Raw genomic sequence first — 24,383 nt, forward strand, 5'->3', positions numbered from 1 at the left:
GGGCAGGGTTGGTGGTGCGCGCTCGGTGTTAGGGGAAGCGTGAGGGGTGGCGACCACGCCTCCCCGCGTTCTTCCGGAAGCGCACTGCCACCACCACCATCCCCGCCCTTCCTCCATCGAGGAGGAAGGGAGAAGAAATCAAATGGCCAACGCCGGCGGCGCCACAAACCCCCGGATATTCTCGTCGCAGGCCTGGGCCACGGCCAGGGTGCGGGCGTCCCCGCCGCGTGGCCCGATGATCTGCACCCCCACCGGCAACCCATGCCCCGTCAGCCCCGCGGGGACCGCCGTGGCCGGCAGGCCCAGCACCGTGGCCAGGCTGATCCACTGCAGCATGCTGGGATAGGGAATCGTCTTGCCGTTGGCGATCAGGGTGCGGCGGCCGAAGGGGCGGTGGTCGTGGGGGAAGGGGGGCACGGGGGCGATGGGGGCGACGATGACGTCGACGCCGTGGAAGACCTCGGCCATGGCGGCGGCGGACCGCATGCGGATCTCGTCCTTGGCCAGCCATTCGGCGTGGCTGGCGGTCATGCCCAGGGTCGAGGCGGCCCAGGACATCGGCCCCGCGCCCATCGACCGCGCCAGTTTGGCGGGACCGCGCATCAGCGCCATCGAGCGGCGCGCCCCGGGCGGCAGGCCGGCGCCGACCACCGACATCAACAGCAGCAGGTAGGCGTCGAACAGCGCCTCCATGCCGATGAAGCGGCTGATCGGCCTCACCTGGGCGCCCTGTTCGGCCAGCTGCTGGCCATAGGCCTCGACCACGGTGCAGACATCGTTGTCGAGCGAGAAGCCCGGCTCCTCCAGCCAGAGGCCGACGCGCAAACCTTTGAGGTCGGCCGGCGGGGCCTTGGCCGCGAAGGGGCCGTCCTCCAGAACCGAGAACAGCAGCCGCAGGTCGCGGCCCGAGCGGGCCATCGGGCCCATGACGCCCAGGTCGGTGTCCAGGAACGAGCCGGGGGCGGGCGGCACATGGCCCTTCTGCGGGAGGAGGCCCCAGGTCGGCTTGTGGCTGAAGACGCCGCAGAAGCTGGCCGGGGTGCGCAGGGACCCGCCGATGTCCGAGCCGATCTCCAGCGCGGTGATTCCCGCCGCCAGGGCCGCCGCCGCCCCGCCGGACGAGCCGCCGGGCCCCCGGTCGAGGTCCCAGGGATTGTTGGTCGTGCCGTAGAGGTCGTTGTAGGTCTGCCAGTCGCCGGCCATCACCGGCAGGTTGGTCTTGCCCCAGATCACCGCCCCGGCCCTGCGGGCCCGGGCGACGACGGTGGCCTCGGGGGCCATGCGGCCGAGCAGGGCCTTCAGCCCCGAGGAGGCGGGCATGCCGACCACGTCGAAGCTGTCCTTGACGGTCATCGGCAGGCCGGCCAGCAGGCCCACGGGCTCGCCGCGCGTCCGCAGGTCATCGACGGCCCGCGCCGATTCCAGGGCCCGCTCGACATCGGTGGCGACCACGGCGTTGAGGCGGGGATTGAGCTCGTCCTTGGCCGCCAGGGCGATCTTGAGCAGTTCGACGGCGCTGATCCGCCGGCTCTGCAAGGCCTGGAGCTGGGCGGTGGCGTCCAGGGCGGTGAGGTCGGTCAGCGGCATCAGCGATCCTTCATGCCCAACACATCCTGCATGTCGTAGAGGCCTGGCCCCTTGTCCGCGACCCACAGGGCGGCGGCCACGGCGCCCCGGGCGAACAGGCCCCGGTCGAGGGCGGTGTGGGTCAGGGTCAGGGTCTCGGACTCCCCGGCGAACATCACGCTGTGCTCGCCGATGACCCCGCCGCCGCGCAGCACCGCGAACCCGATATCGCCGGGCCGCCGGGCGCCGGTGATGCCGTCCCGGCCGCGCTGCGCCACCTTTTCCAGATCGACGCTGCGGCCGTCGGCGGCGGCCTGGCCCAGCATCAGGGCGGTGCCCGAGGGGGCGTCGACCTTGCGCTGATGGTGGGTCTCCAGGATCTCGATGTCCCAATCCAGGGCCGGCAGGGCGGCGGCGGCCTGGCGGACCAGACCCATCAGCAGGTTCACCCCCAGCGAATAGTTGCCCGACCGCACGATGGCGATCCGCTCGGCCGCCGTGGCGATCCGCCGGATCTGGTCGGGCGACAGGCCCGTCGAGCCGATGACCAGGGCCGGCCCGCCGCGCCCCGCCGCCTTCTCCGCCAGGGCGACGGAGGCCTCCGGCGTGGTGAAGTCCAGGATGACCTGGGCCGCCGCCAGGGCGCCCGCCAGGTCGGTCAGCCCCTCGCCTTCGACGCCGGGGCGGTCGAAGCGAGCGGCCAGATGGGCGCGGGGGTCGTCCTCGACCACCTGGGCCAGCGCCCGGCCCATGCGGCCCAGGGCCCCGGCCACGGCGATGTTCACCTGCTCGCTCACGCTCTGCTCCATTCCACCCGTCGCGGGGACCATCCCACACGGCGCCCGCCAGTCCAAGGTTGTCCCGGCGGGTTCGCCTCGTTAGGGTGCGCGCCTTCCTGATTTCCTGTGGCGCGCCGTCGAGCGGCGCCCGAACGCGTCTGAAAGCCCCATGGACGAGAGCGAAAAACGCACCTTCACCGACGAAGAGGCGCTGGCCTTCCACCAGTTCCCCAAGCCCGGCAAGATCGCCGTGACGGCCACAAAGCCGATGGCGACCCAGCGCGACCTCAGCCTGGCCTATTCGCCGGGCGTCGCCGTGCCGGTGCTCAAGATCGCCGAGGATCCCGACCTCGCCTACGAATACACCTCCAAGGGCAACCTGGTGGCGGTGATCACCAACGGCACGGCCATTCTCGGCCTGGGCAACCTCGGCGCCCTGGCCTCTAAGCCGGTGATGGAAGGCAAGTGCGTGCTGTTCAAGCGCTTCGCCGACGTCGACGCCATCGACATCGAGATCTCCACCCGCGACCCCGATGAGATCATCACCGTGGTCAAGAACATCGGCGTGACCTTCGGCGGCATCAATCTGGAGGACATCAAGTCCCCCGAATGCTTCCGCATCGAGACCGAGCTGCAGGAGCTGCTCGACATCCCGGTCTTCCATGACGACCAGCACGGCACGGCCATCATCTCGGCCGCCGGCCTGATCAACGCCTGCGAGATCACCGGGCGGAAGATCGAGGACATCAAGGTGGTGCTGAACGGCCCCGGAGCGGCCGGCATCGCCACCCTGGAACTGATCAAGGCCATGGGCGTGCATCCGGCCAATGTCCTGGCCGTGGACTCCAAGGGCGTGCTCTACCAGGGCCGCACCAACGACATGAACCAGTGGAAGTCGGCCCACACCGTCGACACCGACAAGCGCACCCTCACCGAGGCCCTGGTCGGGGCGGACGTCTTCATCGGCACCTCGGTCAAGGGCGCGATGACCCAGGCCATGGTGGCCACCATGGCGCCCAAGCCGATCATCTTCGCCATGGCCAATCCCGATCCGGAGATCACTCCGGAAGAGGTGCTGGCGGTGCGGCCCGACGCCATCGTCGCCACCGGCCGCTCGGACTACGACAACCAGGTCAACAACGTCCTGGGCTTTCCCTACATCTTCCGGGGCGCCCTCGATGTGCGGGCCCGGCAGGTGAATATGGAGATGAAGATCGCCTGCGCCCGGGCCCTGGCCCAGCTGGCGCGCGAGGATGTGCCTGACGAGGTGGCCGCCGCCTATCATGGCCGGCAGCTGAAGTTCGGCCCGCAATACATCATCCCCACGCCGTTCGACCCCCGGCTGATCTGGTACATCCCGCCGTTCGTGGCCCAGGCGGCCATGGACACCGGCGTGGCCCGGCGGCCGATCGAGGACATGGACGCCTATCGCCGCAGCCTCGCCCAGCGGCTCGATCCGACCGCGGCCTTCCTGCAGAAGATTTCCGGCTCGGTGCTCAGCGCCCCGCACAAGCGCATCGTCTTCGCCGAGGGCGAGGAGCTGTCGGTGATCCGCGCCGCCTACGCCTTCAAGACCCAGGGGCTGGGCCATCCCATCCTGGTCGGCCGCGAGGAGCTGGTGCACGAGAACATGCGGCTGGCTGGCCTGGACCCGGCCGAGGTCGATCTCGAGATCATCAACGCCCGGCTGTCGGACCGTAATCCCGACTATGTCGACCACCTCTATCAGCGGCTGCAGCGCGAGGGCTTCCTCAAGCGCGACGTCCAGCGGCTGATCAACCAGGACCGCAACAGCTTCGCCGCCTCGATGGTGGCGCTGGGCGACGCCGACGGCATGGTCACCGGCGTCACCCGCAGCTTCGACCAGGTGCTGGAGGAGGTGCTGCACGTCATCGATCCGTCCCCGGACGGCCGGGTGATGGGCATGTCGATCCTGCTGACCAAGGGCCGCACCCTGTTCATCGCCGACACCAACGTCACCGAGATGCCGGAGGCCGAGGAACTGGTCGAGATCGCCTGCGAGGCGGCCCGGGCGGTGGAGCTGCTGGGCTTCAAGCCGCGGGTGGCCTTCATGAGCTATTCGACCTTCGGCAACCCCATGGGCCTGCGCTCGGAAAAGGTCCGCGAGGCGGTGGCCATGCTGGACCAGATGGAAGGGGTGGATTTCGAATATGAGGGCGAAATGCCGCCCGAACTGGCCCTGGAAGCCGATGCGCGGGCCAATTTCCCGTTCATTCGCCTGACGGGCGAGGCCAATATCCTGATCATGCCGGCCATCCATTCGGCCTCGATCTCCACCAAGCTGGTGGCGACCCTGGGCGGGGCGACGGTGATCGGGCCGATCCTGCTGGGGCTCTCCAAGTCGGTGCAGATCTGCCCGCTGGCCGCCTCGACCTCGACCATCCTGAACATGGCGATGATGGCGGCCTACGACCGGCCGCTCGCCGAAGCGGAATAAGGGGAAGGATGCGGGTTATGGCCTCATGATCGTGACGATGTTCGAGATTTCCATCTAGCGACGCGCCCGCCCTTTCGGGGTGAGGCGGCGTCGCCTCTTCCCCGATTTTCTGAAAGGGCCCCCGCCATGCCGCCTTCGCGCGCGCCGGCCATCGGCATAGACTTTGGCACCACCAACACCGTCATCTCCCTGGCCGACGGCCAGGGCGGCAGCCACCTGGCCGTCTTCCCCACCGACGGCGGCGACATTGCCGCCTTCCGCTCGGCGCTGAGCTTCCACGCCCCGATCAACGACCCGTCGGGCCGCATCGTCGAGGCCGGGCCCTGGGCCATCGAGGCCTATCTGGAGGAGCCGCTGGAGACGCGGTTCATCCAGTCGTTCAAGTCCTACGCCGCCAGCCCCCTCTTCACCGACACCGAGATCCTGCGCCGGCGGTTCACCTTCGAGGACCTGCTGTCGGCCTTCCTGATCAAGGTCCGCGACCATGGCGGGCCCGAACTGCAGGACCTGCCGGACCGCGCCATCGTCGGCCGGCCGGTCAACTTCGCCGGCCTGCGCCCCGACCCCGAACTGGCCATCCGGCGCTACGAGACCGCCTTCGGGCGGTTGGGGTTCAAGGACATCCGCTACGCCTACGAACCCGTGGCGGCGGCCTTCTTCTTCGCCCGCCAGCTCAAGGCCGACGCCACCGTGCTGGTCGCCGACTTCGGCGGCGGCACCAGCGACTTTTCGCTCGTGCGATTCGAGCAGCTGGGCGGCGGCAGGGTGAAGTCCACGGGCCTGGCCAACAGCGGCGTGGGGGTGGCGGGCGACGCCTTCGACTACCGGATCATCGACAACCTGGTCTCGCCGCGCCTGGGCAAGGGCGGCCGCTACAAGGCCTTCGACAACCTGCCCCCGATCCCCAACCGCTACTTCACCGCCTTCGCGAGATGGGAGCAGCTGGCCCTGCTGCAGGCCAGCCGCGACATGAAGGACATCCGTGGCCTGATGAAGTCGGCGTTGCAGCCGGAGAAGATCGCCTGGCTGGTCGAGCTGCTGGACGACAACCACGGCTACCGGCTCTACCAGGCGGTCTCGCGGCTGAAGGAGGCCTTGTCGCGGGACGAGGTCGGGCGGTTCAGCTTCGTGGCGGGGACGATCCGCATCGAACAGGACGTGCCGCGGAGCGCGTTCGAGGGGTGGATCGCGCCGGAGCTGACGGCGATGGAAAACGCCGTCAACGAGGCTCTGGAACGGGCGGGCCTGAGCGAAGACCAGGTCGACCGGGTGTTCCTGACCGGCGGCTCGTCCTTCGTCCCGGCGGTGCGCAACATCTTCGCTCGGCGGTTCGGGGCGGAGAAGCTGGAGAGCGGGGATGAGCTGGTGTCGATCGCGTCAGGGCTGGCGCTGATCGGGGACGAGGCGGACCTGGATCCGTGGTGCCGCAAAGCCTGAATCCTCACCCGGAGGGGGAGGGGGACCATGCGGAGCATGGTGGAGGGGGTTTACGCTGCCGCTGCTGTTCAGAATGCAGCGGCATCGATACGGGTAAGCTCTTCAAGCGTGGTCGGCGGCGGCAACCCCCTCCACCACGCCTTCGGCGCGGTCCCCTTCCCCCTCCGGGTGAGGATTCCGCGTCAGCCCTTCACGAACGGCAGGCTCGTCGTCGCCGGCCGGCCCATCGCGAACAACGCGTTGGCCACAGCCGGCGCGATGACCGGCGTCCCAGGTTCCCCGATACCGCTCGGGGGGCCCGTCAACGGCAGGATGTGGGTTTCCACCGTCGGCGCCTCGTTCATCCGCAACACGCGGTAGGTGTCGAAATTGCCTTGGTCGACCACCCCGTCGGTCATGGTGACCTTGCCGTAGAGGGCGGCGGAGAGGCCGTAGCAGATGCCGCCTTCCATCTGGGCGGCGATCTGGTCGGGCGCCACGGCCGTGCCGCAGTCGACGCCGGCGACCACGCGGCCGACCCGGGGCTCGTCGCCCTCCATCTTCACCTCGGCGATCTGGGCGACGACGGTGCCGAAGCTCTCATGCACCGCCACGCCGCGGGTGTAGCCCGGCGTCGTAGTCGGTCCGGCCTTGTCGACCGCCAGCTGCAGGGCGGCGAGGTGACGCGCGCCGTCCTTGCCGGCCTTTTTGTAGAGCGCCTGGCGGTAAGCCACCGGGTCCTGGCCGGCCCGCTTGGCCAGCTGGTCGATGGTGTGCTCCATGACGAAGGCGGTGTGGGTCGCGCCGACCGAGCGCCACCACAGCACCGGCACCCCGGCGTCGGGGAAGGCCACCTTGGCGTCGACGACGGGGGTGGCCTTCAGGTAGGGCGAGCCCATCGCGCCCTCGACGGCGGTCTGGTCCACGCCCTTGGGGGCCATGGGCGAGCCCTTCATGATCGACTGGGTGACCACGCGGTGGGTCCAGCTGGCCGGATAGCCTTCCTTGTCCAGCACGATCTTGACGGTGTGCAGCACCATGGGCCGGTAGAGGCCGGCCCGCATGTCGTCCTCGCGGGTCCAGACCAGCTTCACGGGATTACCCTTGCCGGCCTTCTTGGCGATGTGGACGCATTCGGTGACGAAGTCGGACTGGAAGTTGCCGCGCCGGCCGAACGAGCCGCCGGCGAACAGGGTCTCGATCTGGATCGAGCCGGGCAGGGCGCCGACGATCTTGGCCGTGTTGAGCTGGTCCATGGTCGGGATCTGGGAGGCGACGGTCAGCTTGGTCTTGCCGCCCTTGATCTGGGCCACGCAGTTCATCGGTTCCATGCAGGCATGGGCGAGGTAGGGGAATTCGTAGCTGGTCTCGAAAATCTCGCCCTCGGGGGCCTTGCCGGTCCCGTGGACGTCGAAGGCCTCCCACTTGATCTTGTCGCCGCCCTTGCCGGCCGCGATCTCGCGGTATTCCTTCAGCATGGCCTCGGTGCCGCGCTTCTCGGCCTTGGACTCGTCCCACTCGACCTTCAGGGCGTCGCGGCCCAGCTTGGCGGCCCAGGTGGACTTGGCCACCACCGCCACGCCGGTGGGGATTTCCACCACATCGACCACCCCGGCCACTTTGCGGGCGGCGCTGTCGTCGAAGCTCTTGACCTTGGCCCCAAAGCGCGGGGCGTGGGCGACCATGGCGATCAGCATGCCCGGCGCCTGGACGTCCTGGGTAAAGCGGGCGGCGCCGGTCGACTTGGCGGCGCTGTCCTTGCGGCGGATGCGGTCGGTTCCGATCAGGGTGAAGGTCTTGGGGGCCTTCAGGGTGGGCTTTTCCGGCGGCTCGATCTTGCTGGCCGCCTCAAGCAGTTCGCCAAAGCCGGCGGTCTTGCCGCTCTTGTGGGTCAGGACGCTGTCCTTGACGGCGATCTCGCCGGCCGGGACGCCCCATTTGGCCGCCGCCGCCTGCACGAACATCGCCCGGGTCGCGGCGCCGACATTGCGCAGCTGCATCCAGCTGTTCGCAAGCGCGGAAGAGCCGCCCGTGCCCTGCACGCCCATGCCGAGGTTGGCGTAGACCTTGGCGTTGGCCGCGGCCTGCTCGATGACGACCTTGTTCCAGTCGGCGTCCAGCTCCTCGGCGACCATCGCCGCCAGGCCAGTATGGCTGCCCTGGCCGAACTCGATATGCTTGGAGACGACGGTGACCGCCCCGTCCTTGGCGATCTTGAGGAAGGGCCCGAAGGGGCCGAAGTCTTTCGGGGCGCCGATGCTGAGCATATCGCCCATCGAGCAGCCGCCGACCAGCAGCGAGCCGCCGACCACCGCGGCGCCGATGACGACTTCGCGGCGGGTCGTCTTAGGATTCACATGCGCGTTCATGATGCTTCCCCTCAGGCCTGAGCCGGCGCGGCGGGCATGGTCGCGGCGTCCTTGATGGCGGCGCGGATCCGCTGATAGGTCCCGCAGCGGCAGATGTTGCCGCTCATCGCCGCGTCGATGTCGGCGTCGCTGGGGTGCTTGTTGCCGTTCAGCAGGGCCACGGCGCTCATGATCTGGCCCGACTGGCAGTAGCCGCACTGCGGGACGTCGGCCTTGACCCAGGCCTGCTGCACCGGGTGATTGCCGCCCAGCCCCTCGATGGTGGTGATCTTGTTGGCGGCGACCGCGCTGACCGGGGTGACGCAGGAGCGGGTCGGCTGGCCGTCGACATGCACCGTGCAGGCCCCGCACTGGGCCATGCCGCAGCCGAACTTGGTCCCGGTCATGCCCAGCTCGTCGCGCAGCACCCACAGCAGGGGCGTGTCGTCGGCGGCCTGGACGGTGACGGACTTGCCGTTCACGTTGAGTGTGGTGGGCATTTGCTGCTCTTCCCCAAAAGAGTTCGCTATTTGCGCGCAAAGACGAGCCAAGCCCCGCGCCAGGCCCTATCTTAACGCCGTTAAGGCGTTTCTGCGCCAGTGAAAAAATCTGGGGGCCGGGCTAGCCTGTCCCTCTCAGCTGGAGACACCGCCATGCGCCTGGTCCTCATCGCCGCCCTCGCGGCCGTCGCGTTCCCCGCCTTCGCGCAGGATGGCGCGGCCCTCTACAACGCCCAGTGCAAGGCCTGCCACAGCGTCACCGAAGCCAGCGGCCCGGCCGGCCCCTCGCTGAAGGGCGTGGTCGGCCGCAAGATCGCCGGCGCGCCCGGCTACGCCTATTCCGCCGGCCTGAAGGCCAAGACCGGCGTCTGGGGCGACGCCAATCTCGACAGCTTCCTGACCAACCCGGCCGGCTTCGCCCCGGGCGGCAAGATGTTCGTCAAGGTCGCCAAGCCCGGCGATCGGGCGGCGCTGATCGCCTATCTGAAGACGGTGAAGTAGCTCAGTTGGACGCTTTCCCCGCCTTTTTCCCACTCGCCGGCCGCAAGGTCGTCATCGCCGGAACCGGCGAGGCGGCTGACGCCAAGGCGCGGCTGTTCGACGGCTCGCCGGCGGTGCTGGTGCGGGCCGAGGGGACCGACGCCTTCCTGATCGGGACCTATGCCGGGGCGCTGCTGGCCTTCATCGCCGGAGACGACCTCTTCGTGCAGTCGGCGGCCAGCGCGGCGCGCGGGGCGCGGGCCCTGGTCAATGTCGTCGACCGGCCGGACCTGTCGGACTTCCACACCCCGGCCCTGGTCGACCGGGGCGAGGTGGTGGCGGCCATCGGCACCAATGGTTCGGCCCCCATGCTGGCCAGCCTGCTGCGCAACGATATCGAGGCCCGCATCCCCGAGGGGACCGGCCGGGTGGCGGCCTTGATGCGCATCCACCAGGCGGCGGTGCGCGCGGTCCTGCCCGACCAGGCCGACCGCCGCAATTTCCTGCGCGAGCAGCTCAGCGGCCCCGCCGCCCAGAAGGCCCTGGACGGCGACATGGAGGGGGCCGGCGCCCTGCTGCTGGAGGCGCTGAAGACCCGCGACGGCCCGCGCGGCCGGGTGGTCTATGTGGCCGGGCGCGGTCCCTCGGACCTGCTCACCCTGCGCGCCGCCCGCATCCTTTCCGAGGCCGACCTGGTCATTCCCGACCCCGACGCCGACCCGGCCATCCTGGCGCTCGCCCGCCGCGACGCCGGCCGGCTGGCGCCCAGCGAGGGCGGGGCCGAGCAGATGACCGCGCTCGCCAAGGCCGGCCGGCTGGTGGTGCGGATCATCACCCGCTCGCCGTCCGCCGCCGACCTGGCCGCCCTGACCCGCGCCGGCGTGACGGTCGATGTCATGCTGGCCGCCCCGACAACGTGAGCCTGCTGACACCCGACGACTGGACGGCCGTGGCCCTGTCGCTGCGGGTAGCCTCGGTCGCCACCCTCGCCAGCCTGCCGGTCGCCTTCGGGGTCGCCCTGGCCCTGGCCCGGGGCCGCTTCCCCGGCCGCTCCCTGCTCGACGCCCTGGCCCATATGCCGCTGGTGCTGCCGCCGGTGGCGACGGGGTTCGCCCTGCTGGTGCTGTTCGGCAAGCAGGGGGTGCTGGGCCAGGGGCTGGCCAAGATCGGCATCGTCTTCGCCTTCGACTGGACCGGCGCGGCCCTGGCCGCCGCCATCATGGCCTTCCCTCTGATGGTGCGGCCGATCCGGCTCTCCATCGAGGCCATCGACGCCGATGTGGACGAGGCGGCCCGCACCCTGGGGGCCGGACCTTTGCTGCGGCTGTTGCGGATCACCATCCCGCTGGCCATGCCCGGCCTGATCGCGGCCCTGGTGCTGGGTTTCGCCAAGGCGCTGGGCGAGTTCGGGGCCACCATCACCTTCGTGGCGGCCATCCCCGGCGAGACCCTGACCCTGCCGGCCGACATCTACCAGGCGGTGCAGACCCCAGGCGCCGAGCCCCGGACCTGGGTCCTCTGCGCCCTGTCGGCGGCGATTGCGCTGGGGGCTGTGTGGGCGTCGAACACGCTGACGCCGCGGACGAAGCTGTAATTCCTCGCCCCTTGGGCGAGGGGGACCACGAAGTGGTGGAGTGGGCTCTGGGGAGCACACGGAGCTTCAAGCACGCCCACTCAGACAGTGCTCAATCCTGACGCTCCGTGTGCGCCTCGGCCCACTCCGTCGGCTTCGCCGCCACCTCGCCCAACGGGCGAGAAATGCCCTAATCGATCGGCCGCCCCCGTGTCTCCGGCAGGAAGAACAGGCAGACGATCACGCTGATCCCGGTGAACACCGCCGAGTACCAAAGCCCCGAATAGATGTTCCCCGTCGCCACCACGATGGCGAAGGCAGTCACCGGCACGAAGCCGCCGATCCAGCCCGTGCCGATGTGATAGGGCAGCGACATGGCCGTGTAGCGCACCCGGGTCGGGAAGATCTCCACCAGGGTGGCCGCCATCGGGCCGTAGAGGGCGGTGGCCCCGACCACGAAGATCATCAGCACCCCGAACAGGCCCCAGAAGTTCAGCTGGGCCGGGTCGGCCTTGGCCGGATAGCCGGCGGCGGCCAGGGCGGCCTTGAGGTCCTTCTCGACCCCGGCCTTGACCGCCTTGGCCTCGGGGGCGGAGAGACCCACGGCGCTCTTGGAGGCCACCACGGCCGAACCGATATGCACCTGCGTCGCCGAGCCGGCGGGACCGGCCTGGTTGTCATAGGAGACCCCGGCGTTGGAGAGCACGTTCTTGGCGATGTCGCAGTCGGTGAGGAACTTGGCCTTGCCGATCAGGTCGAACTGGAACGAGCATTGGGCGGGGTCGGCGACCACCACCACCTGGTTGCGCTGCTGGGCGGCGACCAAGGCCGGGTTGGCCAGGCTGGCCATGGCGTGGAAGACCGGGAAGAAGGCGACCAGCGACAGGGTCATGCCGCACCACATCACCCATTTGCGGCCCACCCGGTCGCTCAGCCAGGCGAAAAACACATAGAGCGGGGCGCTGGCGATGGTGATGGCCATGATCAGCAGGTTGGAAGTGGCCGGGTCGACCTTGAGGAACTTCTCCATGAACACCTGGGTGTAGAAGAAGGCGGTGTACCAGGCCGCGCCCTGGGCGCTCATGAAGGCGAACAGCACCAGCAGAACCAGCTTGAGGTTCTTCCACTGGCCGAAGGATTCCCTGTAGGGCGCCTTGGTCTGCTCGCCGGCGTCCTTGAGCTTCTGGAAGGCCGGGCTCTCGGAGAGCTTGAGCCGCATGAAGATCGAGATGCCGACCAGGATGGCCGACAGCAGGAAGGGCAGGCGCCAGCCGAAGTCGGTGAAGTCGGTTTCGCCCATCGCCTTGCGGGTGACGAAGATCACCGCCAGGGCGCCGACCAGGCCGAACGCCGCCGAGGTCTGGATCCAGCCGGTGTATTCCGCCCGCTTCTTCACCGGGGCATGCTCGGCGACATAGATGGCCGCCCCGCCGTATTCGCCGCCCAGCGCCGTGCCCTGGATGATGCGCATCAGGATCAGCAGGATGGGGGCGATGGGCCCGGCCTGGGCGTAGGTGGGCAGAAGGCCGATGGCGAAGGTGGCGCCGCCCATCAGGGTCACGGTCAGCAGGAAGGCCCCCTTGCGCCCGACCCGGTCGCCGATATGGCCGAAGATCAGCGCCCCGATCGGCCGGAAGAAGAAGCCCGCCCCGAACAGGGCCAGCGCGGCCAGCAGGCCGGCGGTCTCGTTCAGCGAGGCGAAGAAGTTCTTGGCGATGACCCCGGCCAGGGTCCCGAAGACGAAGAAGTCATACCACTCGAACGCCGTGCCGGCCGACGAGGCCGTAATCACGGTGCGCATCGACACGCCCTTGTCCGACATTTGCGTTTCGTCCCCCGAAAGCTTTCGCCAAGGTCTAGGGGGGGATGGGCTTGTGGGCAATCCCCGGGTGCAACGGACTCTTTCTGGAACCCTTCCTCCTCGATGGAGGAAGGGCAGGGTTGGTGGTGCGCGCTCGGTGTTTGGGCGACTGGCTCAGGGTGGCGACCACGCCTCCCCGAGTGCTTCCGGAAACGCACTGCCACCACCACCATCCCCGCCCTTCCTCCATCGAGGAGGAAGGGAGAAGAGGAGTTAGACCTTGATATCGAGGATCGAACCGGGCCGACGATAGCGGATTGGTTCGCCAGGATCAGGCGCCGGATTGGCAGCCGGCTGCGGCGCGGGCATAGCGGCGCGGACGGGCGCGATTGGAGCCGCCTGAACAGCCGGAGTCTGCACGGCGGCGGCGGGTGCGGCGGTCGGCGCGGCCCGGCCCATGGCGGCGTCGAAGAAGGCCCGTTGCGCGGCGGTGCGCGCCGGGGCGGCGGTCGGGGGCGTCAGGGAGGGGCGAACGGGCGTGACCACGCCCCGACCGTTCCGCGACTATGGTTAGCGAAAGGTTAACGGTCCGACGCTGAAAGCTTGCGGACGAGCCGGTCGGCGCTCTCGACGGTCAGGGGTTCGGAGATCTTGTCGCGGATGATCCCGTCCCGGCCGATCAGGAAGGTTTCGGGAACGCCGGTGACCCCGAACTCCAGCCCGGCGCGGCCGTCGCGGTCGACCAGGGTCTGGGCATAGGGGTTGCCGACCTCGGCCAGGAAGGCGCGGCTGGCGTCGGGCTCGTCCTTGTAGGCGACGCCGATCACCGTGACCCCCTCGGTCTTGAGGCCCATCAGCACCTGGGCCTCCTGCCGGCAGGGGACGCACCAGGAGGCGTAGAAGTTGACCAGCACCGGCCCCTTCAGCCCGCCCAGGGCGACCGGGGCGCCGCCCTCCAGCGGGACCAGGGTCACGGCCGGGACCGGATGGCCGACCAGGGCCCGGGGCCGCACCTGCGGGTCGCGGTGTAGGCTGTAGACGGCGAAGACCCCGGCCAGCAGGGCCAGGACGATCAGCGGGGTGAAGGCGAAGAAGCGTTTCACGGCCGGTTTCCCAGGGTCTGGGTTTCCAGGGCGTCGACCCGCCGCTTCCATTTGCGGGCTCTGAGCAGGCTGTCGGCGATCATGCCGGCGAAGGCCAGGGCGGTGATTCCGAACGCCCACCAGATGTAGACGCCATACTCGCCGGTGTGGAGGTCGGGCATCTCAGGCCTCCGCCGCGCGCAGGGCCAGCAGGGAGGCGCGCCGCCGGTAGAGCTCGGCCCGGATCCGCACCAGCCAGAGCGAGCCGAAGGCGGCGGTGTAGCCCAGGGCCATCAGGGCCAGCGGGGCCAGGTAGTGGCTCGAGCCGGTGTTCTTCATGAAGCTGGAGGAGCCCTCGTGCAGGGTGTTCCACCACACCACCGAGTAGTGGATGATCGGCAGGTTGATGGCCCCGACCAGGGCCAGGATGGCGGCGGCGCGGCCGGCCTTGGTCTCGTCGTCGATGGCCGAGCGCAGGGCGATATAGGCCAGCCACAGCAGCAGCAGCACCAGCATCGAGGTCAGCCGCGCATCCCACACCCACCAGGTCCCCCACATCGGCTGGCCCCAGAGCGCGCCGGTGATCAGGGCGAGCGCCGTGAAGGTCGCGCCCAGCGGCGCGCAGGCCTTGGCGGCGGCGTCGGCCAGGGCGTGGCGGAAGACCAGGGAAAGGAAGCTGGCGACGGCCAGGCAGACATAGGAGAACAGGGCCAGCCAGGCGGCCGGCACATGGATGAACATCATCCTGACCGTCGCGCCCTGCTGGTAGTCGTCGGGGGCCGAGAAGGTCAGCCACAGGCCGCTGGCCAGCAGCAAAAAGGCCGTCGCCCCGATCAGGGGGGCGGCGACCTTGGAAAAGGCCATGAACCTTTGCGGATTGGCCAGGAAGGCGAACATGCCCGCCGTCTAGTCTGTCGCTGGACGGCGGGCAAGTCAGTGGGACTACGGAGCCCTTACTCGCCCATTCTACTCGCCAGGGGGCGGCGGGGGCGGACCCATGCCGCCGTCGTCGCTGTGCGGGCCGCGGCGCATGATCATCCGCATGCCGCCGCCGCCCATCATGCCGCCCATCATCTCGTCATGCAGGGCGTCGAAGGCCTTCTGCTGGGCGGGGCTGAGCTGGGCGTAGAAGGCCTTCACGGCCGCCACATGCTTTTCCATCATCGCCTGGTGCTTGGCCATCATGGTCAGCATCATGTCCAGCCGCTGGGGCGTGGTCATCGGGCCGTCCATCTTGGGCATGTCGCCCATGTCCTTGGGGTGCTCCATGGACTTCAGGAAGGCCTGCAGGGCGCCTTCCTGATCGGGCCGCAGCTGCAGCACGTCGCGCAGGTGCTGGGCGTGCTTGGCGGGATCCATCTTCTCGCCCATTCCGCCCATCGGGCCGCCCATCATGCCGCCGCCGGGACCGCCCATGATCACCACCTTGCGCTCGACCTTGGGCGGCGGCGTGTCGGCCGCCTGGGCCGCGCCGGCCAGGGTGAGGATGAGGGCGGCGCTGGCCAGCAGGCCAAGGCGGGTTGGGTTGAAGGTCATCTTTGGGTCTCTCCCCGAATTGCTGATACCGGCGACCCTGACCGCGCCATGTAGCCGGCGAATGTCAGGCGAACGCCGTTTTGTTGCAGGCTTGTAGCACCTTGCCGGGGCGGACGGCTTGATCCGGGTCAATCCAGCGCGTTGCGCACCGCCGCCGCCATGGCCAGCGGCGAGAGGGCCACCGCCGCCGCCGTCCAGGCCGCCAGCAGCAGCAGCCCGGCCCCGCCACCGGCGGTCAGGGCCCCGCCGCCGAAGATCACCGGCGGGGCGAAGAGCGGCAGGACGATGACGGCGATCAACAGGCCGCCGCGCCGGCTGCCCAGGGCCAGGGCCGCGCCCATGCCGCCGGCGAAGGCGAAGGCCAGGGCCCCCAGGGCGGCGCAGAGGGCGATCAGCGGGGCCAGGGCGGTCGGGGCGCCGAGGGCCAGGGCGGCGATGGGGGCGGCCAGGGCCAGGGGCAGGCCGATGGCGATCCACTGGGCCAGGCATTTGACGGCGCAGACCAGCTCCAGCGGGACCGGGCCCAGGCTGAGCAGGTCCAGGGCGCCGTCCTCGAAGTCGCGCTCGAACAGCCGCTCCAGCGACAGCAGGGCCGCCAGGGCCAGGGCCAGCCAGGCCATGCCCGGCGCGACCGAGGCCAGCCGCTCCGGCTCGGGCCCCACCGCCAGGGGCAGCATCGTGGTGACGCCGGCATAGAAGGCCAGCGCCGGCAGCGGTCCGCCGCCCCGGCCCCAGGACAGGGAAAGCTCACGGCCGAACAGGGCGGTGAGCGGGCTCATGCGCCGACCTCGGCGCCGCGGGCCGGCAGGGGCAGGGGGTCGTGTACGGCGGCGAGGATCATCCCGCCGCCGGCCAGATGCTGCTCCATCAGGACGCCGAACCGCCGCCTCTGCTCGGCGTCGAGGGGGGCCATGGGCTCGTCCAGCAGCCAGAGCGGCCGGGGCGCGGCGACCAGCCGGGCCAGGGCCAGGCGGCGGCGCTGGCCGGCCGAGAGGCGGCGCACTTCCAGGTCCTTCAGCCGGACGATGTCGAGGGTTTCCAGGGCGGCGGCGGCGGCCGCGTCGGTTCCGCCGGTCCAGCGGGTCTGGAACAGCAGTTCCTCCCAGACCGTGCGGCCGGTCTTCAGCCCGTCCAGGTGGCCGACCAGGTGCAGGCCCCTGGCCCGCGCCTCCTCGGCCTCGACCTCGCCGAATCGAACCTCGCCCGCCGCCGGGCGCAGCAGCCCGGCCACGGCGCGGAGCAGGCTGGTCTTGCCCGAGCCATTGCGGCCCGTCAGCGCCACGGCCTCGCCGGCCTTCATCTCCAGCGAAAACTGCGAAAACAGCGTCCGATCGCCGCGCTGGATCGACAGGTTGTGGATCGCCAGGGCGGTGATCATGCGCCGGCGCTCCGAAACCCACGCCGCGTGCATGGACGTTGGCCCCGACCGGGAGTATGCAGCGCGCGCCGATCCCTCGCATGGCTTGGGAAAGAGCCGCGACGGGGGAAGACGCTGTGAGTCCCCCCTGCGCGCGGTCCCGGAAGTGGTTTTCGGGCGGCTAAGGACAGGAAAGGATCTCCAAACATGGCGTCTATCGACAGCCTTCAGACCCGCCGCACGCTCGTGGTGGGCCGGACGAAATATGTCTACTACAGCCTCAAGCAGGCCGAACAGGCCGGGCTGGCCGGAATCGCCCGCCTGCCGGTGTCGATGAAGGTGCTGCTGGAGAACCTGCTGCGCAACGAAGATGGCGTGGGCACCAGCGAAGTTGACTTGAAGGCCGTCGCCGCCTGGGTCGAGAACCGCGGCTCCGTCCAGCACGAAATCAGCTTCCGCCCCGCCCGCGTGCTGATGCAGGACTTCACCGGCGTGCCGGCCGTCGTCGACCTGGCCGCCATGCGCGACGCCATGACGGCGCTGGGCGGCGACCCCGAAAAGATCAATCCGCTCAACCCCGTCGACCTGGTCATCGACCACTCGGTGATGGTCGACCATTTCGGCACGCCCAAGAGCTTCGGCGACAACGTCGCCCGCGAGTATGAGCGCAACATCGAGCGCTACCGCTTCCTGCGCTGGGGCTCCTCCGCCTTCAACAATTTCCGCGTCGTGCCCCCCGGCACCGGCATCTGCCACCAGGTGAACCTGGAATACCTGGCCCAGACCGTCTGGACCGCGGCCGACGCCGGCCATCCCGAGCATGACGTCGCCTATCCCGACACCGTGGTCGGCACCGACTCGCACACCACCATGGTCAACGGCCTGTCGGTCCTGGGCTGGGGCGTGGGCGGCATCGAGGCCGAGGCCGCCATGCTGGGCCAGGCCATCCCGATGCTCATTCCCGAGGTCATCGGCTTCCGCCTGACCGGCTCGATGCCGGAAGGCGCGACCGCCACCGACCTGGTGCTGACCGTCACCCAGATGCTGCGCAAGAAGGGCGTGGTCGGCAAGTTCGTCGAGTTCTTCGGCGCCGGCCTGGCGAACCTGACCATCGAGGACCAGGCGACCATCGCCAACATGGCCCCGGAATATGGCGCCACCTGCGGCTTCTTCCCGATCAGCCAGTCGACCATCGACTATCTCAAGGCCACCGGCCGCGAGACCGCCCGGGTCAACCTGGTCGAGGCCTACGCCAAGGAACAGGGCCTGTGGCACGATCCGGAAGGCGAAGAGCCGGTCTTCTCCGACGTGCTGGAACTCGATCTGGCCTCGGTGCTGCCCTCGCTGGCCGGCCCCAAGCGTCCCCAGGACCGGGTGCTGCTGACCGACGCCGCCGCCGCCTTCGAGGAAGCCCTGGCTGGTGACTTCGGCAAGAAGGAAAGCGCCGACGTCCGCGTGCCCGTCCAGGGCGAGAAGTTCGATGTCGGCCATGGCGACGTGGTCATCGCCGCCATCACCTCCTGCACCAACACCTCCAACCCCTCGGTGCTGATCGCCGCCGGCCTGCTGGCCAAGAACGCGGTCGCCAAGGGGCTCAAGGTCAAGCCGTGGGTGAAGACCTCGCTGGCCCCCGGCAGCCAGGTGGTCACCGACTATCTGATCAAGGCCGGCCTGCAGAAGTCGCTGGACGCGCTGGGCTTCAACCTGGTCGGCTATGGCTGCACCACCTGCATCGGCAATTCCGGCCCGCTGCCGGACGCCATCAGCGCCGCGGTCAACGAGGGCGACCTGGTCGCCTGCTCGGTTCTCTCCGGGAATCGGAACTTCGAAGGCCGGGTCAACCAGGACGTCCGCGCCAACTACCTGGCCAGCCCGCCGCTGGTGGTGGCCTATGCCCTGGCCGGCTCGATGCGCATCGACCTGGCGACCCAGCCGCTGGGCCAGGACAAGAAGGGCAAGGATGTCTTCCTGAAGGACATCTGGCCGACCAACGCCGACATCGCCGCCCTGCAGAAGAAGTCGGTGACCAGCGCCATGTTCGCCGCCCGCTATGGCGACGTCTTCGCCGGCGACGCCAACTGGCAGGCCATCGAGATCAAGGGCGGCAAGACCTACGCCTGGGACATGGGTTCGACCTATGTGCAGAACCCGCCCTACTTCCAGGGCATGACCATGACCCCCGACCCGGTGACCGACATCATCGAGGCGCGGATCCTGGGCGTGTTCGGCGACTCGATCACCACCGACCACATCAGCCCGGCCGGCTCGATCAAGAAGACCTCACCGGCCGGTGAATACCTGCTGGAACGCCAGGTCCGCTTCGAGGACTTCAACGGCTATGGCAGCCGCCGGGGCAACCACGAAGTGATGATGCGCGGCACCTTCGCCAACATCCGCATCCGCAACCGCATTACCCCCGACATCGAGGGCGGGGTGACCAAGCACTTCCCCTCGGGCGAGGTCATGTCGATCTACGACGCGGCCATGCGCTACCAGGCCGAGGGCCGTCCGGCCGTCGTCTTCGCGGGCAAGGAATACGGCACCGGTTCGTCGCGCGACTGGGCGGCCAAGGGCGCCAAGCTGCTGGGCGTCCGCGCGGTGATCGCCGAGACCTTCGAGCGTATCCACCGCTCCAACCTGGTGGGCATGGGGGTCCTCCCCCTGCAGTTCACCTCGGAAGGCTGGCAGCGCCTGGGCCTGACCGGGGAGGAGATCGTCTCGATCCGCGGTCTGCAGGACCTCTCGCCCCGCAAGCAGCTGATCGTCGAGCTCTACCGCCCGACCGACGGCCGCATCGCCCGCTTCCCGGTCCGCTGCCGGATCGATACCCCTACCGAGCTGGAGTATTTCAAGAACGGCGGCGTCCTGAACTACGTCCTGCGCAACCTCGCCAAGACGGAAGCCTGAGCATGAGCGGCGCGGTTCACGGCCTCGTGAAACGCGCCGCGCTCTCTCTTCCGGTTAATTGCCGGCGATGAAATCCGCGTTTGCTGCTTTTTTGGTCTGGGCCTTCGCGGCCGCGCTGGCTTCGCCGGTCGCGGCCGCGCCCGCTAAACCGCCTGTCCTGGTCGAACTGTTCACCGCCCAGGGCTGTTCGTCCTGCAATGACGCCGGCGAGCATTTCAACGATCTGGCCCAGTCGCCGGGCGTTCTGGCCCTGACCTTTTCGGTCGACTACTGGGACTATCTGGGCTGGGAAGACAGCTTCGCCCGGCCCGAATTCGTCGAGCGCCAGCGGGCCTATGTCCGGGGCTTCGGCCTGCGCGAGGTCTATACCCCGCAGGTGGTGGTCGGCGGCCGCAGTCAGGTTTCCGGCGTCAGGGCCGCCAAGGTCGACGCCCTGGTCGCCCAGGCCGCCAAGACCCCGATCGATCCGCCCGACATGCTGTTCATGGCCGGCGGCCGCGTCGCCGTCGGTTCCGGCCGCGTCCCGCGTGGCGGGGCCGATGTCTGGCTGATCCGCTACGATCCCCGGCTGCTCGAGGTCCAGGTCCGCCGCGGCGACAACAAGGGCCGCACACTCACCGAGCGCAACGTCGTGCGCGAACTGGTCAAGCTGGGCGCCTGGAAGGGCCGCCCGACCGCCTACAAGCTCCCGGCGGCCAAGACCGACGGGCTGGTGACGGTGGTGGTGGTGCAGGCGCCGCGCGGGGGGCGGGTGCTGGGCCTGTTGCAGGATATGGGGCGGTAGGGGTTACCTGATCCACCAGGTGACGCGAGGTTCGCTTCGAGGCGGTCCTGCTTCCAGCGCGATGAGTTCGGCGACCGCAGCGGCATTTTCGAGCACATGATCGGCGGGAAACCGCAAGACCCGGATGCCGCGCTCTGCCAGCCAGGCGTCGCGGGCTCGGTCGTGCTCGATCTGCGCCGCGTAGGTGTGCTGCTGTCCATCGATTTCGACGGCAAGCCTCAGCTCGGCGCAGAAGAAGTCCAGGATGTAGCTTCCGACTGGGTGCTGGCGGCGGAACTTCAGGCCTCCGGTTTTCCGCCCCTTGAGAAGTTCCCACAGCAGACCTTCCGGCAGCGACAGATTTCGCCGGAGATGTTGTGCGAATTTCAGGGTCCGAGGGCGAGCTTTCATCCAGGAACATTTAGAGAACAAATGGTCGGTCCTGGCAACAAATTCCTCGCCCCTTGGGCGAGGTGGCGGCGAAGCCGACGGAGTGGGCCGTGGAACACACGGTGTGTCCGGATTGAGCACTGTCGGAGTGGGCGTGCCTGAAACGCCGTGTGCTCCCAAGAGCCCACTCCACCACTTCGTGGTCCCCCTCGCCCAAGGGGCGAGGAATTTAGGAAGGCCTACCCCAGCAGCGACCGATAGACCTCCATCGTCCGCTCGATGACGATCTTCTCGTCGAACTGGGCCAGGGCCTTTTGGCGCGCCGCCGCGCCCAGCCGCGCCCGCAGCGCCGGGTCGTCGTCCAGCCTGGCGAACGCCTCGGCCAGGGGCCGCCATTCACGGACCGGGACCAGCAGGCCGTCGACGCCGTCGGTGACCACCTCGCGGCAGCCCGGGACATCGGTGGTGACCAGGGGCAGGGCGCAGGCGGCGGCCTCGATCAGGGTCTTGGGCAGGCCCTCGCGGTAGCTGGGCAGGGCGACCACATCGACCTCGGCCAGCAGGCCCGGCATGTCGTCGACATGGCCCAGCCAGGTCACCACCCCCTCGTCGAACCAGGACTTCAGGGTCTCGATCGGCACGGCGGTGGGATTGCCGGGGTCCGGTTCGCCGGCCAGCAGGAATTCGATGTTGCGGCCCTCGGCCTTCAGCGCGCGGGCGGCCTCGACGAATTCGGCCAGGCCCTTGTCCCACAGCATGCGGGCGGCCAGCAGGATGCGCAGCGCCTCGCCCTTTTCGCGCTTGCGGGGGCTGACCTTGAAGCGCGAGCAGTCGACGCCGGAACCCGGGATGATGTGGGTGCGGCCGGCGCTGACCAGGCCCGAGCCCACGAAGGCGGCGTGGTCGTCCGGGTTCTGCACGATCAGCCGGGTGTGGGCGTCGTCGAAGGTCAGCCTGGCCATGGTGCGGACGATGGGGCGCAGGGCCCGGGCCTGCATCTGGCCGCTCATGAACACATAGCCCAGGCCCGCGACGGCGTTGACCCGCTTCACTCCGGCCAGGCCCCCGGCCAGGGCGCCATAGACGGCCGGCTTGATGGTGAAGCCGTGGATGATGTCGGCCTTTTCCCGCCGCAGCAGCCGGGTCAGATGCCAGATCAGCCCGGCCTCGGCCAGGGGATTGATGCTGCGCCGGTTCATCGGCAGGGCCCGCCAGTCGAACCCAGCCTCGATCAGTTTGGGGCCATAGGCGCCGTCGGGCGAGATCAGGATCAGCGGATGGCCGGCCTCACGCAGATGGCGGGCCAGGGACTGGCGGAAATTGTAGAGATACCAGTCGGTGTTGGCGAACAGCACGATCTTGGCGGGCGGTGTCGTGACCGGCCTGGGGGTGGGCCGCACGCGGGCCGGCCTGGCGGTTCTGACGGGCGAGGCGAGCGAACTCATGCCGCGCCCCGCTGTTCGTCGAGCCAGGCCTGGGCCATCAGCAGCACCCACAGGCGGGTGTCCCAGTTGCGCCGGCCGCTCTGGTGCTCGTCCCAGCAGCGGCGCGCGGCGGCCGGGTCGAACAGGCCCTGGTCCTTCAGCCGGCTGGGGGCCAGCAGCGCCTCGCCCCAGTCCTTCAGCTCGCCGCGCAGCCAGCGGCCGATCGGCAGGGCGAACCCCTGCTTGGGCCGGTCGATCAGGGCCCTGGGGACATAGCGGTCCAGCACCTTGCGCAGCACCTGCTTGCCGCGCCCGCCACCGATCTTCATCGACATGGGCAGCGACCAGGCGAAGGCGAACACGTCGCGGTCCAGGAAGGGCGCCCGGGCCTCCAGGCTGACCCCCATGGCGGCGCGGTCGACCTTGGCCAGGATGTCGTCGGGCAGGTAGTAGCGGGTGTCCAGATACATGGCCCGCTCGGCGAAGCTGGTCATCGCCGCCGGGACCGGATGGTCGCCCGGCAGGCTGAGGCCCTGGGCGCGATCCACCAGCACTTGGCCCGGATCGTCCCACAGCGACAGCAGGCCCTGGTGATAGGCGTCCTGGTCGGCGGCCGACAGCACCCCGGCCAGCTTGTGGATCTTCTCGCCGGCCCGGCCGCCGCTGAGTTCGGCCGGCAGCACCGCCGAGAGCGCGCCCGCCGCACGGTTCCAGCCGTCGGGCGAGACCGCCTGCAGGGCCGCCGCCGCGCCGGCCCGGAGCGAGCGGGGAACTCCGCCGGCCCGTTTCCAGACTTCCGCGCCGTGGAAATAGCGGTTGTAGCCGCCGAAGATCTCGTCGCCGGCGTCGCCGCTGAGGGCGACGGTCACCTGGCTGCGGGCCAGGCCGCTGACCAGGAAGGTCGGGATCTGCGAGGCGTCGGCGAAGGGCTCGTCATAGAGGCTGGGCAGGCGCGGGGCGACCGCCAGGGCGTCGGCGGCGGTGACATAGAGCTCGGTGTGGTCGGTCCCCAGATGGGCGGCCACCGCCTTGGCGGCCGCGGCCTCGTCATAGCCGGCCTCGTCGAAGCCCAGGGTGAAGGTCTTGACCGGCCCGGCCGCCTGGCCGTGGGCCTGCATCATCGCCACCACGGTCGAGGAATCGACGCCGCCCGACAGCATGGCGCCCAGCGGCACGTCGGCGATCATCCGGCTCTTCACCGTCCTGGCCAGCAGGGCGTCCAGGGCCTCCACGGCGTCCGATTCGCTGCCGCGCCACGGGTCGGCCATGGCTTGGCTGGCCGCCTCGCCGGCGTCCCAATAGGTGACGATCCTGGGCGCGGACCCGGGCGGGTCGTCCGGCCCGAACGAGGTCCAGGTTCCCGGCGGCAGCTTGGAAATCCCCCGCCAGATCGAACGGGGATGGGGCACGAAGCCGTAGCGGACGAAGCTGGCCAGGGCCTCGCGGTCGATCTCGCCCGGGCAGCCCGGGACGGTGCGCAGGGCTTTCAGTTCCGAGCCGAACACCAGGGCCTTGCCGGCCCAGCCGTAATAGAGCGGCTTTTCGCCAAACCGGTCGCGGGCCAGATAGAGCCGGCGGGCCTGGCGGTCCCACAGGGCGATGGCGAACTGGCCCTCGATGCGGGCCAGGGTGTCGGCCAGGCCCCAGCGGTCGATGGCCTCCAGCATGGTCTCGGTGTCGGAATGGCCGCGCCAGTTGGGAACAGGCCCGCTGGCCTCCAGCTCGGCCCGCACATCCAGGTAGTTATAGATCTCGCCGTTGTAGTTGATCACGAACCGGCCGCTGGCGCTTTGCATCGGCTGCAGCCCGGCCTCGGAGGTGTCGATCACCGCCAGCCGGCGCTGGCCGAACACCAGGCCCGCGGCGCTGTCGGCCCAGATTCCCTGGCTGTCGGGACCCCGGTGCGTCAGGACGTCGCACATGCGTCCGGCGGCAGCCTGGGATGCCAGCCTGGGTTGAGAAGCCGAATAGAGTCCGGCGATGCCGCACATGGCGTCTAGGCG

22 protein-coding genes are annotated in these 24,383 nt (G+C 69.5%); 7 read left to right on the plus strand and 15 right to left on the minus strand.

Annotated features, from left to right (window positions below):
- Positions 1-138: 138 nt before the first annotated feature.
- Together QO010_RS13430 and dapB are read right to left on the minus strand one after the other, a co-directional pair.
- Positions 139-1,587, minus strand: coding sequence for an amidase family protein (locus QO010_RS13430; protein WP_307349905.1), 1,449 nt, complete (start codon positions 1,585-1,587; stop codon positions 139-141).
- Positions 1,587-2,363 carry a 4-hydroxy-tetrahydrodipicolinate reductase gene (gene dapB / locus QO010_RS13435; RefSeq protein ID WP_307349906.1) on the minus strand — a complete coding sequence of 259 codons (777 nt, stop codon included), beginning with the start codon at positions 2,361-2,363 and terminating at the stop codon, positions 1,587-1,589. Before dapB ends, QO010_RS13430 begins: the two co-directional genes overlap by 1 nt.
- Positions 2,364-2,514: 151 nt before the next feature.
- Here dapB and QO010_RS13440 point away from each other — a divergent pair, with 151 nt between their 5' ends.
- Both QO010_RS13440 and QO010_RS13445 read left to right on the plus strand, forming a co-directional pair.
- Positions 2,515-4,803 carry an NADP-dependent malic enzyme gene (locus QO010_RS13440; protein WP_307349907.1) on the plus strand — a complete coding sequence of 763 codons (2,289 nt, stop codon included), beginning with the start codon at positions 2,515-2,517 and terminating at the stop codon, positions 4,801-4,803.
- A 126-nt stretch (positions 4,804-4,929) separates the two neighbouring features.
- Positions 4,930-6,240: an Hsp70 family protein gene (locus tag QO010_RS13445; RefSeq protein WP_307349909.1), complete on the plus strand. Its 1,311-nt coding sequence runs from the start codon at positions 4,930-4,932 to the stop codon at positions 6,238-6,240.
- A gap of 182 nt (positions 6,241-6,422) precedes the next feature.
- On the opposite strand, the gene QO010_RS13450 is transcribed toward QO010_RS13445, so the two are convergent.
- Positions 6,423-8,588, minus strand: a complete 2,166-nt coding sequence (locus tag QO010_RS13450; RefSeq protein ID WP_307349910.1) for a xanthine dehydrogenase family protein molybdopterin-binding subunit — start codon at positions 8,586-8,588, stop codon at positions 6,423-6,425.
- 11 nt (positions 8,589-8,599) lie between these two features.
- Positions 8,600-9,067 carry a (2Fe-2S)-binding protein gene (locus tag QO010_RS13455; protein WP_307349911.1) on the minus strand — a complete coding sequence of 156 codons (468 nt, stop codon included), beginning with the start codon at positions 9,065-9,067 and terminating at the stop codon, positions 8,600-8,602.
- A 153-nt stretch (positions 9,068-9,220) separates the two neighbouring features.
- Between QO010_RS13455 and QO010_RS13460 the strand changes: the two genes are divergently transcribed.
- The 3 genes from QO010_RS13460 to modB are packed head-to-tail and all read left to right on the plus strand — an operon-like array spanning position 9,221 to position 11,141.
- A complete protein-coding gene (locus QO010_RS13460; RefSeq protein WP_307349912.1) occupies positions 9,221-9,568 on the plus strand; it encodes a c-type cytochrome in 348 nt (115 codons plus the stop codon).
- A 5-nt stretch (positions 9,569-9,573) separates the two neighbouring features.
- Positions 9,574-10,467, plus strand: a complete 894-nt coding sequence (locus QO010_RS13465; RefSeq protein ID WP_307349914.1) for an NAD(P)-dependent oxidoreductase — start codon at positions 9,574-9,576, stop codon at positions 10,465-10,467.
- Positions 10,464-11,141: a molybdate ABC transporter permease subunit gene (modB, locus tag QO010_RS13470; RefSeq protein ID WP_307349915.1), complete on the plus strand. Its 678-nt coding sequence runs from the start codon at positions 10,464-10,466 to the stop codon at positions 11,139-11,141. The genes QO010_RS13465 and modB overlap by 4 nt, the downstream gene beginning before the upstream one ends.
- A 169-nt stretch (positions 11,142-11,310) precedes the next feature.
- Here modB and QO010_RS13475 read toward each other — a convergent pair whose 3' ends face one another.
- From QO010_RS13475 to ccmA, 8 genes are all read right to left on the minus strand, one after another.
- Positions 11,311-12,942, minus strand: coding sequence for an MFS transporter (locus QO010_RS13475; RefSeq protein ID WP_307349916.1), 1,632 nt, complete (start codon positions 12,940-12,942; stop codon positions 11,311-11,313).
- Between the two features lie 252 nt (positions 12,943-13,194).
- Positions 13,195-13,467, minus strand: coding sequence for a hypothetical protein (locus QO010_RS13480; protein ID WP_307349918.1), 273 nt, complete (start codon positions 13,465-13,467; stop codon positions 13,195-13,197).
- A gap of 35 nt (positions 13,468-13,502) precedes the next feature.
- Positions 13,503-14,024, minus strand: coding sequence for a DsbE family thiol:disulfide interchange protein (locus tag QO010_RS13485; RefSeq protein WP_307349919.1), 522 nt, complete (start codon positions 14,022-14,024; stop codon positions 13,503-13,505).
- Positions 14,021-14,185: a heme exporter protein CcmD gene (gene ccmD, locus QO010_RS13490; RefSeq protein ID WP_307349922.1), complete on the minus strand. Its 165-nt coding sequence runs from the start codon at positions 14,183-14,185 to the stop codon at positions 14,021-14,023. Before ccmD ends, QO010_RS13485 begins: the two co-directional genes overlap by 4 nt.
- A 1-nt stretch (position 14,186) precedes the next feature.
- On the minus strand, positions 14,187-14,900 hold the full coding sequence (ccmC, locus tag QO010_RS13495) for a heme ABC transporter permease CcmC (protein WP_307349924.1): 714 nt from the start codon (positions 14,898-14,900) through the stop codon (positions 14,187-14,189).
- Positions 14,901-14,969: 69 nt separating this feature from the next.
- The gene (locus QO010_RS13500) at positions 14,970-15,539 is read right to left on the minus strand and encodes a Spy/CpxP family protein refolding chaperone (protein WP_307349926.1); all 570 of its coding nucleotides are present in this window, start codon (positions 15,537-15,539) and stop codon (positions 14,970-14,972) included.
- 128 nt (positions 15,540-15,667) lie between these two features.
- A complete protein-coding gene (ccmB, locus tag QO010_RS13505; protein WP_307349928.1) occupies positions 15,668-16,318 on the minus strand; it encodes a heme exporter protein CcmB in 651 nt (216 codons plus the stop codon).
- Positions 16,315-16,917, minus strand: coding sequence for a heme ABC exporter ATP-binding protein CcmA (gene ccmA / locus QO010_RS13510; RefSeq protein WP_307349930.1), 603 nt, complete (start codon positions 16,915-16,917; stop codon positions 16,315-16,317). The genes ccmB and ccmA overlap by 4 nt, the downstream gene beginning before the upstream one ends.
- 186 nt (positions 16,918-17,103) lie before the next feature.
- Between ccmA and acnA the strand changes: the two genes are divergently transcribed.
- Positions 17,104-19,803, plus strand: a complete 2,700-nt coding sequence (gene acnA, locus QO010_RS13515) for an aconitate hydratase AcnA (RefSeq protein ID WP_307349931.1) — start codon at positions 17,104-17,106, stop codon at positions 19,801-19,803.
- A 67-nt stretch (positions 19,804-19,870) separates the two neighbouring features.
- Entirely contained in the window at positions 19,871-20,587 is a 717-nt protein-coding gene (locus tag QO010_RS13520; protein ID WP_307349933.1) for a DUF1223 domain-containing protein, read from the plus strand.
- Between the two features lie 3 nt (positions 20,588-20,590).
- Here QO010_RS13520 and QO010_RS13525 read toward each other — a convergent pair whose 3' ends face one another.
- The 3 genes from QO010_RS13525 to asnB all read right to left on the minus strand — a co-directional run bounded on the left by QO010_RS13525 (position 20,591) and on the right by asnB (position 24,371).
- Entirely contained in the window at positions 20,591-20,977 is a 387-nt protein-coding gene (locus QO010_RS13525) for an endonuclease domain-containing protein (protein WP_307349934.1), read from the minus strand.
- Between the two features lie 218 nt (positions 20,978-21,195).
- Positions 21,196-22,401 carry a glycosyltransferase family 4 protein gene (locus QO010_RS13530; RefSeq protein ID WP_307349935.1) on the minus strand — a complete coding sequence of 402 codons (1,206 nt, stop codon included), beginning with the start codon at positions 22,399-22,401 and terminating at the stop codon, positions 21,196-21,198.
- A complete protein-coding gene (gene asnB, locus QO010_RS13535) occupies positions 22,398-24,371 on the minus strand; it encodes an asparagine synthase (glutamine-hydrolyzing) (RefSeq protein ID WP_307349936.1) in 1,974 nt (657 codons plus the stop codon). The genes QO010_RS13530 and asnB overlap by 4 nt, the downstream gene beginning before the upstream one ends.
- Between the last annotated feature and the right edge of the window lie 12 nt (positions 24,372-24,383).

It is taken from the genome of Caulobacter ginsengisoli (genome assembly GCF_030814835.1).
GTDB classification, from domain to species: Bacteria; Pseudomonadota; Alphaproteobacteria; order Caulobacterales; family Caulobacteraceae; genus Caulobacter; species Caulobacter ginsengisoli.

Excerpts from the sequence above, each read along its gene's own strand:
- QO010_RS13445 (WP_307349909.1), top strand. The coding sequence starts at position 4,930 with ATGCCGCCTTCGCGCGCGCCGGCCATCGGCATAGACTTTGGCACCACC.
- asnB (WP_307349936.1), bottom strand. The coding sequence starts at position 24,371 with ATGTGCGGCATCGCCGGACTCTATTCGGCTTCTCAACCCAGGCTGGCA.
- QO010_RS13450 (WP_307349910.1), bottom strand. The coding sequence starts at position 8,588 with ATGAACGCGCATGTGAATCCTAAGACGACCCGCCGCGAAGTCGTCATC.
- QO010_RS13460 (WP_307349912.1), top strand. The coding sequence starts at position 9,221 with ATGCGCCTGGTCCTCATCGCCGCCCTCGCGGCCGTCGCGTTCCCCGCC.
- QO010_RS13520 (WP_307349933.1), top strand. The coding sequence starts at position 19,871 with ATGAAATCCGCGTTTGCTGCTTTTTTGGTCTGGGCCTTCGCGGCCGCG.
- QO010_RS13525 (WP_307349934.1), bottom strand. The coding sequence starts at position 20,977 with ATGAAAGCTCGCCCTCGGACCCTGAAATTCGCACAACATCTCCGGCGA.
- QO010_RS13440 (WP_307349907.1), top strand. The coding sequence starts at position 2,515 with ATGGACGAGAGCGAAAAACGCACCTTCACCGACGAAGAGGCGCTGGCC.
- ccmA (WP_307349930.1), bottom strand. The coding sequence starts at position 16,917 with ATGATCACCGCCCTGGCGATCCACAACCTGTCGATCCAGCGCGGCGAT.
- QO010_RS13475 (WP_307349916.1), bottom strand. The coding sequence starts at position 12,942 with ATGTCGGACAAGGGCGTGTCGATGCGCACCGTGATTACGGCCTCGTCG.
- ccmD (WP_307349922.1), bottom strand. The coding sequence starts at position 14,185 with ATGCCCGACCTCCACACCGGCGAGTATGGCGTCTACATCTGGTGGGCG.
- ccmB (WP_307349928.1), bottom strand. The coding sequence starts at position 16,318 with ATGAGCCCGCTCACCGCCCTGTTCGGCCGTGAGCTTTCCCTGTCCTGG.
- acnA (WP_307349931.1), top strand. The coding sequence starts at position 17,104 with ATGGCGTCTATCGACAGCCTTCAGACCCGCCGCACGCTCGTGGTGGGC.
- QO010_RS13530 (WP_307349935.1), bottom strand. The coding sequence starts at position 22,401 with ATGAGTTCGCTCGCCTCGCCCGTCAGAACCGCCAGGCCGGCCCGCGTG.
- QO010_RS13500 (WP_307349926.1), bottom strand. The coding sequence starts at position 15,539 with ATGACCTTCAACCCAACCCGCCTTGGCCTGCTGGCCAGCGCCGCCCTC.
- QO010_RS13455 (WP_307349911.1), bottom strand. The coding sequence starts at position 9,067 with ATGCCCACCACACTCAACGTGAACGGCAAGTCCGTCACCGTCCAGGCC.
- QO010_RS13430 (WP_307349905.1), bottom strand. The coding sequence starts at position 1,587 with ATGCCGCTGACCGACCTCACCGCCCTGGACGCCACCGCCCAGCTCCAG.
- ccmC (WP_307349924.1), bottom strand. The coding sequence starts at position 14,900 with ATGTTCGCCTTCCTGGCCAATCCGCAAAGGTTCATGGCCTTTTCCAAG.